The sequence below is a fragment of the Ramlibacter sp. genome (assembly GCF_013697775.1).
Classification (GTDB): Bacteria; Pseudomonadota; Gammaproteobacteria; order Burkholderiales; family Burkholderiaceae_C; genus Ramlibacter.
Window position 1 is genome coordinate 1 of record NZ_JACCWG010000418.1, and the last position, 13,011, is coordinate 13,011.

10 protein-coding genes and 1 pseudogene are annotated in these 13,011 nt (G+C 69.1%); 4 read left to right on the forward strand and 7 right to left on the reverse strand.

Annotated features, from left to right (window positions below; genetic code table 11):
- Window positions 1–120: 120 nt before the first annotated feature.
- Window positions 121–828 (forward strand): annotated as a pseudogene (locus H0U68_RS21175) (MFS transporter); the annotation flags it as partial.
- Between the two features lie 5 nt (window positions 829–833).
- Here H0U68_RS21175 and H0U68_RS21180 read toward each other — a convergent pair.
- The gene (locus H0U68_RS21180) at window positions 834–2,006 is read right to left on the reverse strand and encodes a HAMP domain-containing sensor histidine kinase (protein ID WP_296358883.1); all 1,173 of its coding nucleotides are present in this window, start codon (window positions 2,004–2,006) and stop codon (window positions 834–836) included.
- Window positions 2,007–2,160: 154 nt separating this feature from the next.
- Here H0U68_RS21180 and H0U68_RS21185 point away from each other — a divergent pair, with 154 nt between their 5' ends.
- Complete coding sequence (locus tag H0U68_RS21185; RefSeq protein WP_296358884.1) at window positions 2,161–4,218, forward strand: response regulator; 2,058 nt, start codon at window positions 2,161–2,163, stop codon at window positions 4,216–4,218.
- Window positions 4,219–4,222: 4 nt separating this feature from the next.
- Here H0U68_RS21185 and H0U68_RS21190 read toward each other — a convergent pair whose 3' ends face one another.
- From H0U68_RS21190 to H0U68_RS24420, 3 genes are all read right to left on the reverse strand, one after another.
- A complete protein-coding gene (locus H0U68_RS21190; RefSeq protein ID WP_296358885.1) occupies window positions 4,223–5,155 on the reverse strand; it encodes a cation diffusion facilitator family transporter in 933 nt (310 codons plus the stop codon).
- Between the two features lie 68 nt (window positions 5,156–5,223).
- Window positions 5,224–6,351, reverse strand: coding sequence for a homoserine dehydrogenase (locus H0U68_RS21195; protein ID WP_365732276.1), 1,128 nt, complete (start codon window positions 6,349–6,351; stop codon window positions 5,224–5,226).
- On the reverse strand, window positions 6,352–6,567 hold the full coding sequence (locus tag H0U68_RS24420; RefSeq protein ID WP_365732275.1) for a hypothetical protein: 216 nt from the start codon (window positions 6,565–6,567) through the stop codon (window positions 6,352–6,354).
- 234 nt (window positions 6,568–6,801) lie between these two features.
- On the opposite strand from H0U68_RS24420, the gene H0U68_RS21200 reads away from it, so the two are divergent.
- Window positions 6,802–7,881, forward strand: coding sequence for a M14 family metallopeptidase (locus H0U68_RS21200; RefSeq protein ID WP_296358886.1), 1,080 nt, complete (start codon window positions 6,802–6,804; stop codon window positions 7,879–7,881).
- Between the two features lie 19 nt (window positions 7,882–7,900).
- Here the strand turns inward: H0U68_RS21200 and H0U68_RS21205 are convergent, their stop codons facing one another.
- Genes H0U68_RS21205 through H0U68_RS21215 form a run of 3 tightly spaced genes read right to left on the reverse strand, consistent with a single transcriptional unit; the run spans window position 7,901 to window position 12,209 of the window.
- Window positions 7,901–8,962, reverse strand: a complete 1,062-nt coding sequence (locus H0U68_RS21205; protein WP_296358887.1) for an ABC transporter ATP-binding protein — start codon at window positions 8,960–8,962, stop codon at window positions 7,901–7,903.
- On the reverse strand, window positions 8,959–11,178 hold the full coding sequence (locus tag H0U68_RS21210; RefSeq protein WP_296358888.1) for an iron ABC transporter permease: 2,220 nt from the start codon (window positions 11,176–11,178) through the stop codon (window positions 8,959–8,961). Before H0U68_RS21210 ends, H0U68_RS21205 begins: the two co-directional genes overlap by 4 nt.
- Entirely contained in the window at window positions 11,178–12,209 is a 1,032-nt protein-coding gene (locus H0U68_RS21215) for an ABC transporter substrate-binding protein (protein WP_296358889.1), read from the reverse strand. Before H0U68_RS21215 ends, H0U68_RS21210 begins: the two co-directional genes overlap by 1 nt.
- Before the next feature lie 146 nt (window positions 12,210–12,355).
- On the opposite strand from H0U68_RS21215, the gene H0U68_RS21220 reads away from it, so the two are divergent.
- Window positions 12,356–13,011 (forward strand): BadF/BadG/BcrA/BcrD ATPase family protein (locus H0U68_RS21220; RefSeq protein ID WP_296358890.1); only part of this gene is annotated, 656 nt, incomplete at its 3' end.

The window sequence follows — 13,011 nt, forward strand, 5'->3', positions numbered from 1 at the left end:
ACAACCCCAAACCATTCATCTGGACAGCCAGTGCTTCGGACATCCTGGCCAAGGTCACCAGAGCCAAGGCTGCATTGGCTGCGATCTCACGATAAGTACAGAACAGAGGCGCGCACCACACTAGCAGCGCTGCTGGGCGCCGGCATGTCGCTGTGGATCCGCAACGAACCACGTGACCGTGGGCTGGCGCCCGACGGCGCGCCGGTGGCGCAGACGGCGCACGCATCGGCCGCGCTGGCGGGCATGTCGATCCGCGACGCGGTGCGCTCGCGCCCGTTCATCGGCTTGTACCTGGGGTGCCTGGTGAGCTCGTTCGGCCTGTTCGTGCCGTTCGCGCACCTGGTGCCGTATGCCACCGACCACGGCGTGCCCCCCGCCTCGGCGGTGCTGCTGCTTGGCGTGATCGGCATCGGCAGCACGGCGGGCCGGCTGTTGCTGGGCGACGTCGCCGACCGCCTGGGCCGCCGGCGCAGCCTGCTGGTGATGTTCGCGGGCATGGCGGCGTCATTGTGCGTCTGGGCCGCCTCCGGCGGCTTCGCCATGCTGGCCGTGTTCGCGCTGGTCTACGGCGTCTTCTACGGTGGCTACGTCGCGCTGCTGCCGGCGCTGGTGATGGACGCGTTCGGCGGGCGCAACGTCAGCGGCATCATCGGCATCCTGTACACCAGCATCGCCTTCGGCACGCTGATCGGGCCCAGCGCCACCGGATTTGCGTTCGACGCCAGCGGCAGCTACACGGTGGCGATCCTGCTCGGCGCGGCGGCGAACCTGCTGGGTGCGGCGATCGTGGGGTGGGGCGCGCGTGCGGGGCCGCGCGCTGCGTCCTGAACGCGTCAGCCGCCTGGTGCGGCTTCGTCGGGCGCGGCCTGCAGCCGCGGAATCTCGATCGAGAAGACGGTGCCCTTGCTGGCGCTGGACTCGACCTTGATCGAACCCGCGTGCGCAAAAACGATCTGCTCCGCGATGAAAAGTCCCAGGCCGAGGCTTGTGGACAAGCGCTTGCGCAGCGGGCTGTCCTGCGGCAGTTGAATCAGCGGATCGAAGATCGTTTTCAGGTGCGCTTGCGGAATCACCGGGCCGTGGTTCGTCACCTTCACGACCAGCGTGTCCGGCGTTCCCTCGGCGGCAATCACAACCGGAACCTGGCCTGCGCTGTACTGCGCCGCGTTCACCAGCAGGTTGGTCAGGACCTGCTGCAGCCGGTCCGAGTCGAATATGCCCGTCACGTCTCCCGAGACTTCGACTTCGATGATCGCGTCCGGGTAGACCGCGCCTGCATCGTGCGCGGCGGCCTCGCAGATCTCCGCGAGATTCGCCAGCTCGGGAGCCAGGGGGATCTTGCCGCCAAGCTGGGAGCGCGAGAATTCAAGCAGGTCGTTGACCATGGCCGTCATGGTCGCGGCGCTCCTGGAGACGCGCGCGCCCATCCGTAGGGTGGCCTCGGTGCCGACGCCCGGGCGGCTGAGGTAGCCGCCCGCCACGCTCATGGTGGCCAATGGCCCGCGCAGGTCGTGGCCCAGGATCGCCAGGAAAGTGTCCTTGGTCCGATTCGAGTGATACGCGAAAGTCGCCACGGATTCGGCCAATGCCAGGTCGAGCGCCCCGTTGAACCGGATGATTTCGTCCGCGTTGTCCGCGGGCAAGGCCGCCGCCTGCGACAGCCAGAGCTGCAGCACGCTGTGCCGCACCGCGCGGAATTCGGCAAACAGCTGTTCCAGCGAAAAGCCGCTCGCGTGGCGCATGGCGCCATGCGCCTCGGCAGCGCTGGTTCCGCTGGCGGCGGGCACCAGCCCCTTGGACTTTGCCGTTTGCTGCGCGGCGGTGCGACTCTTGTCCATGTCCACCGAAATGGCGTCGAGCATCTGCTTGGCGTGGTCGCGAAGTTCCGCGGACGACATGTCGGCCGCGGCCGGCTGCATCGTGGCGGCGAACGTCTCCCACTCGCGCATGATTTTCTCGGCATGAATGACGATGAACTCGGAGAGATTGGCGGCGGCGGGGCTCATGCGCAGAGACGGGTGAGGTATCGCTCATTTTAGCCCCCGGCAGCACGCTCCCTATGTGCGCTGCCGGACAGACCCAGCCGCGGCAGAGCCGCTAAATTCCCGCCGCGACCTATTTTCCAGTCGTGCGAGGTGGCGCGGCCGCGCCGAGAGGCCCATGTCCAACGTGACTGTCGATTTCATCGGTAATGCCGCCGCCGATAAGCGCTGCATCAACGTTCTCCTTGTCGACGACATTCCGGCGAGCCTGCTGGCGCTGGAGGCCGCCCTCGGTGCGCTCGACGAGAAGCTCGTCAAGGCCTCGTCGCGCGATGAAGCCATCGAGCTGGTCCGCCGCGAGGACTTTGCGGTGATTCTCCTGGCCATTCGCATGCCCGGCATGGACGGACTCGAGGCCGCCCGGCTGATCCGGGCCATCCCGCGGGCGCGGTCGACGCCGATCATCTTCATGTCGGGTGCGGACCAGAGCGACGGCGGTGCTGCCGCCTACGCCATGGGGGGTGTCGATTTCGTGACCGAACCGGTCGTACCGGAGATCGTCCGCGCAAAAGTGGGCGTCTTCGTCGAGCTTTGCCGGGGCAAAGAGCAGCTGCGCGGCGAACGTGCGTTCCTGCAGGCGGTCCTGGAGAGAGTGGAAGATGCCATCGTTGCAACGGACGCTACGGGTGCGCCGACGCTGGTCAACCGGGCTGCCCGGGAATTGTTCGAGCATACGGGGATCGCGCGGCCGTGCGAGCTGTTTCGTGCAAACGCGATCGAGTCGCCCATCGAACGCGTGCTGCGCGGCGAACAGGCATACAGGGTCGAAGTCCAACTGGGCGCGGGTCCCGGCAAGCGCCTGATGGATACCAGGAGCGCGCCGCTGCTGGACGCCGAAGGCAGGGTTGCCGGTGTGGTGATCTCACTCCACGACATCACCGCAGTTCGCAACGTACAGACTGCCCAAACCGAAGCGCTCTTCCAGATCGGCCGCAGGGAGGAGGCGGAGGCGGCGACCGACCAGTTGCGCGACAGCCAGGAAGGATTGCGCCGCCTGGCGGCGGAGCTTTCCGAAGCAGACCGCAGGAAGACCGAGTTCCTGGCCACGCTCGCTCATGAGCTGCGCAACCCCCTGGCGCCCCTGACGAACGGACTCGAGCTGCTGCGCATCGCGGAAGATCGGCCGGAGCTGAGAGCGCGCACGCGCGACATGATGGAGCGGCAGATCAAGCAGCTCGTTCGCCTGGTCGACGACCTGCTGGAAGTCGCCCGCATCACCTCGGGCAAGGTGCAGCTGCAAAGAGAAGTGGTCGAGCTCTCGCAGATCATCCGCAGTGCAGTGGAAAGCTGCGCGCCGGCGTTGCAACAGCACCGGCACAGCTTCCACGTCGATCTTCCGCAGCAGCCCGTCTACGTCAACGGGGATACCGTCAGATTGACCCAGGTGTTTTGCAATCTGCTGAACAACGCGGCCAAGTACACGCCGGATGGGGGAGAAGTGGCGCTTGCGGCGCGGGTGGAAAACCACACGGTCACGATCGAAGTGACCGACAACGGCGTGGGCATCCCGGCCAAGGCGCTTCCCCAGGTCTTCGACATGTTCACGCAGGTGGAGCGGAACATCTTCCGCTCGGACGGCGGCCTGGGGATCGGACTGGCACTGGTTCGCAGCCTGGTCGAAATGCATGGGGGGCGAGTCGCAGCGCTGAGTCCGGGCCTGGGACGCGGCAGTACCTTTTGCGTCGTCCTGCCGACCACCCGGGCAGCAGTGGAAGGTGCGGCAGAGGCGTTCCAGGCGCCGGCGCTGCACACCTATCGCATTCTCGTCGTCGACGACAATATCGACGCGGCCGACAGCTTGGCCGCGGTTCTCGAGACAAGGGGGCACAGCGTTGCGGTCGCCCATGATGGGCAGGAGGCCCTGGACAAGGCCGGGGCGTTCGAACCCCAGGTGGTCTTCCTGGACATCGGCATGCCGCGCATGAACGGCTATGAGGTCGCCCGTGCATTGCGCAGCACGTCATTCGGCGCGAGGGCAATTCTGGTTGCCCTGACCGGCTGGGGCGCGGAGCGTGATCGCGATCGAACGCTCGAAGCGGGGTTTGATCATCATTTGACCAAGCCCGGCAGCACCAGCGCCATCTCACAGCTTGTCGACGGATTCGAAGGTGACTTGCGCAGGCGCTCGAAACGCGCAGCGACGCCGCAGCAGCCCGAGTCCAGGACTCCTCCTTAGAAAGTCAGCTTCCCGGCGGCACCGGCTCGATGTAGATCCGCCGAATCTTCGGAAAGCGTTCGCGCACCGCCGCCGCGATGCGCAGGATGCAGTCGGCGACCTCGGCTGCCGGCGCGTCGGGCGCGAACGCGACGGCGAAGGTGACCAGCACGTCCTCTGCGCCGACGTACATCGACAGCAGCGGGCCGACCTCGCGCACCAGCGGTTCCGCGCGTGCCAGGTCGCCGATGGCCTGGGCGGTTTCGCGCTGGATGCCTTCGCCGATCAGCAGGCCGCGCGACTCGCGGATCAGCAGCACCGCCACGCCGGACAGCAGCGCGCCGATGACCACGGAGGCGGCGCCGTCCAGGCGCGGCATGCCCAGGCGGTGGCTGGCAAACACGCCCGCCGCCGCGATCAGCAGGCCGAGCAGGGCGGCGCTGTCCTCGGCCAGCACGGTGTAGGTGGCGGGGTCCTTGCTCGCCCGCAGCGCCTTCCACACCGGCACGGCGCCGCGCTCGGCGGTGAACTGCCGCCACGCGATGGCGAAGCTCGCGCCTTCGAACACGAAGGCCGCGGCCAGCACCACGTAGCTCCAGAACGGATCCTCCAGCGGCTTGGGGTTCAGCACGTGCAGCACGCCCTGGTAGAACGAGATGCCGCCGCCCAGGCCGAAGATCAGCACGCCGACGATCAGGCTCCAGAAATACAACTCCTTGCCGTGCCCGAACGGATGCTGCGCCGACGGCGGCGCCTTGCTGCGGTGCACGCCCAGCAGCAGCAGCGCGCCGTTGCCGGTGTCCACCAGCGAATGGATGCCCTCGGACAGCATGGCCGAGCTGCCGGTGGCGGCAGCCACGGCGAATTTGGTGGCGGCGATGGCGGCGTTGGCGGCCATCGCGCCGTAGATCGCGAGCTTGGACTCGGCCATGGACCTGGTGCGGAGGAAAAAGGCCATGCTAGGCGGCACGCGGCCTCGCGGCTGTGGGAGTCGGCCTCGACCGTCCCGCGAATCAGCCGAGCACATCAGCCGAGCTCTTCCACCGGCAACGCTGCAATCGAGCCGCGCACCGCCGGCATCGCTCGCAGCTCGGCGGCCGCTGCACGGATGCCCGCCACCGGCACCGCATGCGTCAGCAGCGCCAGTTGGGACGGCGCATCGGCCTCTCCAGGGTGCAGCGATAGCTGTTGCGCGACCGCGATGTCCCGCTGCGCCAGCAGTTGCAGCACCTGCGCATCGGCGCCGGCTTGCACCGGAATCCGCAGGAAATGCCGCGCCACCACATCGCCGACCGGCACGATGTCCGGCGCGGCCATGGCATGCGCGTGGAAGCCCAGGTAGGGCACCGTCTGCTCCGGCCGCGCGCCTTCCATGCGGGCGATCTCCACCAGGTCCGCCACGACGGCCGACGCCGTCTGTTCCGACCCGGCGCCGGCGCCGTAGTACATGGTGACGCCGGCGGCGTCGCTGCCGACCATCACGCTGTTCATCGCGCCGTCGACGCGCGCCATCAGGCTGTTCGCGCACACCAGCGCCGGCTGCACGCGCAGTTCCAGGCCGGCCGGCGACCTGCGTGCCACCGCCAGCAGCTTGACGGCGTGGCCCAGCGCCGCGGCGCAGCGGAAATCGTCAGGCGCGATGGCGCTGATGCCCTCGGTGTGCACCGCGTCGAAGCGCAGCGGCATGCCGAAGGCGATGCTGGCCAACAGCGCCAGCTTGTGCGCCGCGTCGATTCCGTCCACGTCGAACGTGGGGTCGGCCTCGGCATAGCCCAGGCGCTGGGCTTCGGCCAACGCCTCGCCGAACGCCACGCCGTCGTCGCGCATGCGGGTCAGGATGAAGTTGCTGGTGCCGTTGACGATGCCCGCCACCCACTGCACCTCGTTGGCGGCCAGCCCTTCGCGCAGCGCCTTCACGATGGGAATGCTCACGGCCACCGCGCCTTCGTAGGCCACCATCACGCCGTGCCGGGCGGCGGCGGCGAATATCTCCTCGCCGTGCTGCGCCAGCAGCGCCTTGTTGGCCGTGACCACGTGCTTGCCGTGGGCGATGGCTTCCAGCACCAGCGTGCGCGCGGCGCCGCAGCCGCCGATGGCCTCCACCACCACGTCCAGCCCCGGGTGGCGCACCAGGTCCAGCGGGTTGGCCAGCAGCTACACCTCGGGGCCGACTAGCGCTCGGGCGCGTTCCGGCGTGCGGGTGGACAGCATGCGCAGCTCGATCGCGCGGCCGGCCCGCGCATGGATCACGCGGTGGTTGCGGGTGATGACGCGGTAAGTGCCGGAGCCGACGGTGCCGATGCCGAGCATGCCGACGCGCAGCGGGCGTCGCGCGTCGGGGTGGGAGCTGGCGAGAGTGGGGTGGTGCATGCGTTTCTCCGTCGTTGTGGGCCGGTGGCCGGACGGAGAAAGCAAAAGGCCCCGTCCGTTGCCGGCGGGGCCTTGGTGTTGTGCGTCAGCGTGTCAGCGTTGCACCACCTCGTCCCGCGCGGGAGAGGTGGTCATGATCATCGTCTGACGGGTTTGCTGGCGCACGGAAGAATTCTAGCCCGGCGGCACGCCAAGCACGATATTCTCTGCATTTGTGCATTCACGACCCGCCCAATGAACGTCACAGCGTCCCCCATTGCTTCCGCTTTTTCCGCCACCTACCGCGAGGCGCGCGCCAAGTTCCTCGCCACCGCTTCGGCCGCGGGCCTGCAGGCGACGTCCATCCTCCACCCGCTACAAGGGCCCGAGGGCGAGGAACTGGCGCTGGACCTGGTGCGCGACGGCCCGCCCGAGGCCGAGCGCGTGCTGATCCTGTCGAGCGCCTGCCACGGCGTGGAGGGCTTCTGCGGCTCCGGCGTCCAGGTGACCTTGCTGCAGGACGCCGCCTGGCGCGCCGAATGCGCGCGCACCGGCACGGCGGTGGTCTACGCGCACGGCCTCAACCCCTGGGGCTTCGCCTGGCTGCGGCGCATGACCAACGAGAACGTCGACCTCAACCGCAATTTCCACGATTTCGGCGGGCCGCTGCCCGAGAATGCCGGCTACGCGCAGCTGGCCGAGCACATCGTGCCGGCGCAATGGCCGCAGGCCGAAAGCGACCGCGAGATGCTGGAAGCCTATGCGCGCGCGAACGGGCCGATGGCGCTGCAGCAGGCCATCACCGGCGGGCAGCACAGCCATCCCCAGGGCCTGTTCTTCGGCGGGAATGCGCCCACCTGGAGCCAGGGCGCCATGCGCCGGATGCTGCGCGAGCAGGCGGGCCGCTGCAAGACGCTGGGCTGGATCGACTTCCACACCGGCCTGGGCCCGCGCGGCCACGGGGAACGCATCCTGGCCGGCCCGCCCGAGACCGGGCCGCGCGCGCGGCACATCTGGGGCCACATGACGTCGCCCGACGACGGCACCTCGACCTCGGCGCCGCTCACCGGCAACCTCTGGGTCATGGTCGCCCAGGAAGTGCCGCAGGCCGAGTACACCGGGATGGCGCTGGAATACGGCGTGGTGCCGCTGCAGCAGACGCTGGACGCCCTGCGCGGCGACCAGTGGCTGCACAACCACCCGGAAGCCTCGCAGGAGCAGCGCGCGCGGATCAAGCGCGAACTGCTGGACGCGTTCTATGGCGACGACGACGCATGGAAGACCGCCATCGTGGAGCAGGGGCGGGAAGCGGCCATGGCCTACCTGCGGGCGTGAACGCCGCGGCGCCAGCGCATCAGGCGCCGGCCGCCACCACCGACACGCCGTGCCGCCCGAGCGACAGCCCGACTTCGGCACCCGGCGCGATGGCGTTGTCCAAATCCGCCGACACCACGAACACCGACCCGAGTTCCGTCTCGAACGTGTATTCGTAGCTGCTGCCCAGGTAGGCGGATTTCGCGAGCCGCCCCGGCATGCCGCTGCCCGCCGGGCCGACCTGCCACGCCTCGGGCCGCACGGCGATCTTCACCGGGCCGGCGGCCGGCGGCGTGCCGCTCACCGGCACGCGCAGCGGACCCAGCTGCACCTCGTTCGTGCCCGTGGCCGTCGCGGGAAACAGCATCGCCTCGCCCATGAAGCCGGCCACGAATTCGCTGCGCGGGCGCTCGTACAGTTCCTGCGGCGTGCCGGCCTGCGCGATGGCGCCGTGGTCCATCACGATGATCTGGTCGCTCACCGCCAGCGCCTCGGCCTGGTCGTGCGTGACGTAGGCCACGGTCAGGCCCAGGCGCTGCTGCAGCGTGCGAATCTCCTCGCGCATCTCGCGACGCAGCCGCGCGTCCAGGTTGGACAGCGGCTCGTCGAACAGCAGCACGGCGGGCTCCAGCACCAGCGCGCGCGCCAGCGCCACGCGCTGCTGCTGGCCGCCCGACAGTTCGCTCGGCAGGCGCGCGTCATAGCCGACCAGGCCCACGGTGGCAAGCGCCTCGGTGGCATGCCTGCGCGCCGCGTCCTTGGCCTGGCCCGACATGCGCAGGCCATACATCACGTTGCCGATCACGTCCATGTGCGGGAAGAGGGCGTAGCTCTGGAACACCATGCTCACGTTGCGCTCGGCCGGGCCAAGCGCGGTGACGTCCTGGCCGGCGATCAGGATGCTGCCGGCCGAGGGCGACTCCAGCCCGGCGATCATGCGCAACGTGGTCGTCTTGCCGCAGCCCGACGGTCCCAGGATGGTGGTAAGCGTGCCTTGCGGCACGGTGAAGCTGATGCCCTGTACCGCCAGCGGCGAGGCCGGGTCCGCGCCATAGCGCTTGGACACGCCGCGGAACTCGATGCCGGGAACGGATGGGGTCATGTGCTTGCCTGGATTGATGCCGGCGCCACGAAAGGCGCGGGAGCGGCGCGGCGGCCGAGGCGCCGTTCGCCGACCAGCAGTTGGATCAGCGCGGTGGCGGCGGACATCAGCACGATCAGCACCGTGCAGTAGGCCAGCGCCACGCCGTAGTCGCCCTGGCCGACGCGGCCGATGATGTAGGTGGTGGCCAGCTCGTTCTCGGCGGTGACCAGGAAGATCACCGCGCTGACGGTGGTGATGGCGCGCACGAAGCTGTAGACCAGCGCCGCCACCAGCGCGGGCTTGAGCAGCGGCAGCACCACGTGGCGCAGTGTGCGGACGCTGCCGGCGCGCAGCATCAGCGAGGCTTCGTCCAGCGACTTGTCCAATTGCTTGAAGGCCGCCGTGCCGGCGCGCACGCCCACCGGCAGATTGCGGAACATGAAGCACAGCACGATGATGAGCCCGGTGCCGGTGAGCTCGAACGGCGGCACGTTGAAGGCCAGGATGTAGCTCACGCCGAGCACCGTGCCGGGAATGGCGAAGGCCAGCAGCGCGGCGAACTCGAATGCGCCCTGGCCGCGGAACTGCGTGCGCGCCAGCAGCCAGGCGATCAGCAGGCCCACGCCGGCCGTCATCGGCGCGGCGATGGCGGCCAGCTTGAAGGTGGTAAAGAACGAGCTCCAAGCCGTGCCCGCCCACACGATGCCGAACGCTCCCCATTCCAGCGCGAACGCGGTGTTGAAATGCTTGAAGGTGGGGGTGTAGTCGCGGCCCCAGGTCTGCACGAAGCCGCCGGCGAAAGCGAACAGGTACACCACCAGCGTGAACGCGATCCACGGCAGCACCACCCCGTGCACGACGCGCCGCACGCCGGCGGGCAGCGCCATCGCGATGCCCGCGTCGCCCTTGCCGGACACGGTGGTGTAGTTCTTCTTTCCGAGCACGCCGCGCTGCAGCGCGAACACGGCCAGCGCGAACACGGTAAGGATCCAGGCCAGCGACGCCGCCCGGCCGGGGTCGTACTGCGCGCCGACGATGGCGAAGAAGATTTCGGTGGACAGCACCGAGAACTGGCCACCCACCACGATGGGGTTGCCGAAGTCGGCCATGCTCTCGATGAAGCCGACCAGGAAGGCGTTGGCCAGGCCGGGTTTCAGCAGCGGCAGCGTCACCGTGAGGAAGGTGGCGCGCGGGCTGGCGCGCAAGGTCTGCGCCGCTTCCTCCAGGCTGGGCGCCACGCCCTGCACCACGCCGCGCATGATCATGAAGGCGATCGGCGTGAAGGCGAAGGTCTGCGCAACCCAGATGCCCAGCCAGCCGTAGAACCAGCGCGTGGGCGCGACGCCGAAGGCCCATTCCAGCAGCTGGTTGGCCACGCCGGCGCGGCCGAACAGCAGGATCAGGCCCAGGCCGACCACGAAGGGCGGCGTGATCATGGGCAGCATCGCCAGCACGTTCAGCGGCCTGGCGTACTTGCGCGAGGTGCGCTCGGCCATCAGCGCCATCAGGGTGCCCAGCAGCGTGGTGCTGGCGGCCGTGGCGAGGCCGAGGAACAGCGTGTTCCAGGCCACGCCGCAGCTGCCGCGGCCGGCCAGGCAACCGAGCCCGAAATTGCGTTCGCTGGCGACGCGCTCCACGATGGACAGCGGCGCGAAGCCGCCGTCTTCCGCAAGGAACGCCGCGGCCAGCGCCTTGAGCACCGGGAACACGATGAACAGCGCCAGAAGGGCCGCGCAGCCCAGCACCGCGGCGGCGACGAACAGGTCGCCGCGGAAAAAGCCGCGGCGCGCGCAACCGAAGGCGGCCAGCACCAGCAGCGAGGCCAGCACCACGAAGCCGCCCCAGCCCATGCCGGATTGCTTTGCCGGCAGCGCACCGAAGGCGGCGGTGAACGATTCGAACGACCAGCCGCGCGCACCGACGAGAAACCCCGCGGCCAGCAGCACGAACAATGCGATCCCGGCGCCGGCGATCAGCAGCAACCCCTGCCTGCGGCCCGGCACCATGCGGCAGGCGAGCGCCGCCACCGCAAGCCCCGCCACCGCTGCCCACAGCCACGGCTTGCCGTACAGCGCAGCCTGCAGCAGCCCGTTGCCCGCCTGTTCCCGCGAGAACACGTATGGCGCCATCAGCAGGCCGTTGGCGTCCTGGATGGCGAACCAGGGCAGCGCCAGGAATCCCAGCGCGCCGATGGCAACCCACAGCCACAGGGGCCGGTTGGGGGAGGGCTGCATCAGCGCGGCAGGTTCATCACTTCCTTCTCCCAGCGCGCGATCAGCCGGCGGCGCTCGGCGCTGGCGCCGTACTTGGCGTAGTCATAGTTGATCAGCTTGATCTTGGCTGGATCGGTCATGCGGCTGTCCTTCGGCACCTTGGCATTGCTGGGCAGCTGGAACTGCTTGGCCGCCAGGCCGAATTGCTGGCCGCCGGGCGTCAGCGCCCATTCGTAGAACTTCTTCGCGGCCTCGGTGTTGGGGCCGTTCTTCACGATGCTCATGGAGCCGATCTCGGCGCCCGTGCCCTCGGACGGCGTGGCCGAGCCGACCGGGAAGCCATTGACGGCCTCGGTGGTCACGTCGTGCACGAAGCTGATGGACACCATGGTTTCACCGCGTGCCGCCGCCTTCACCGGTGCCGTGCCCGAGCGGGTGTAGGTGCTGATGTTCGTGTGCAGCTTCTTCATGTAGTCGAAGGCTTTCTCCTCGCCCATCAGCTGCACCAGGGTGGCGATCATGGTGTAGGCGGTGCCGCTGGAGGCCGGGTTGGCCATCTGCACCTCGCCCTTGAATTCGGGCTTGAGCAGATCGGCCCAGGAGGCAGGCGGCTGCGCCTTCTTCTTGGCCAGCAGCTCCTTGTTGAAGCCGAAGCCGAGCGGCCCGAGGTACACACCCACGGTGCGATACTGCGAATCGGTGGCCTGCTTCTGTGCCCAGGGGTGCAGGTCTTTCAATTGCGCGGACTTGTATTCCAGCGTCAGGCCCTGTTCGGCCGCCTGCAGGTGCGGGTCGCCCGTGCCGCCGAACCAGATGTCGGTCTTGGGGTTGGCGCGCTCGGCGTTCAGCTGCGCCAGCGCCTCGCCCGATCCCTTGGCCGTCATGTTGACCTTCACGCCGGTGGTCTTCGCATACACGGTGGACATCAGGTTGCACCACTCGGCCTGCACCGAGCAGATCACGTTGATCTGGCCGGTGGATTGCGCCGATGCGGGACATGCGGTGGCAATGGCGGCAGCCGCGAGGGTGAGGGCGAGCAGGGGTGTTCTCATGGGACTTCTGTATGCGTTTTTTCGGCGAGATGGCGGAGAGGTTACGGGCGAGCTCGGCGGTTGTCAGCCGGGATAGTCCCGAGGCGACGTGTAACCGGGCTGTCGTCCGGCAAACGCGCACGCCCTGCCGTGTTTCAAATCGGGACATGGTCGAGTTCCTGTTCGGCGTCGATGGCGGAGGAACCTCCACACGGGCGGTGGTGGCGCGCGGCGACGGCGGCATCCTCGGGCGCGGCACCGCGGGGCCCTCGGCCCTGGGGCAGGGCGTGGCGCAGGCCTGGCGAAACATCGAACTGGCCTGCCGGCGCGCGCTGGACGACGCGCAGATGCCGCAGCCGGGCTGGGAGCACTGCGCACTCGGCGCGGGACTGTCCGGCGTGGTGAGCCATGCCTCGCGCGACGCCTTCCTGGCCGCGGACATCGGCTTCGCGCGCATCGTCCTGGAAAGCGATGCGCACACCTTGCTGCTCGGCGCCCACGCGGGCCGGCCGGGCGCCATCCTGATTGCCGGCACCGGCAGCGTGGCCGAGGCGCTGTCGCCCGATGGCCAGCGCCGCGTCGTCGGCGGCTGGGGATTTCCGGTCGGCGACGAAGGCAGCGGCGCCTGGCTGGGCCTGAACGCGATGCGCCATGCGCAGGCCGCGCTCGACGGACGCGTGGCGCCCGGTCCGCTGGCGCGCCACGTGCAGGACATCTGCGGCGGCACGCGCGAACAGCTGCACCGCTGGTGCGAGGGCGCCGGCCAGTCGCGCTACGCGCAGCTGGCGCCGGCGGTGTTCCAGCACGCCGCGCACGACCGCGC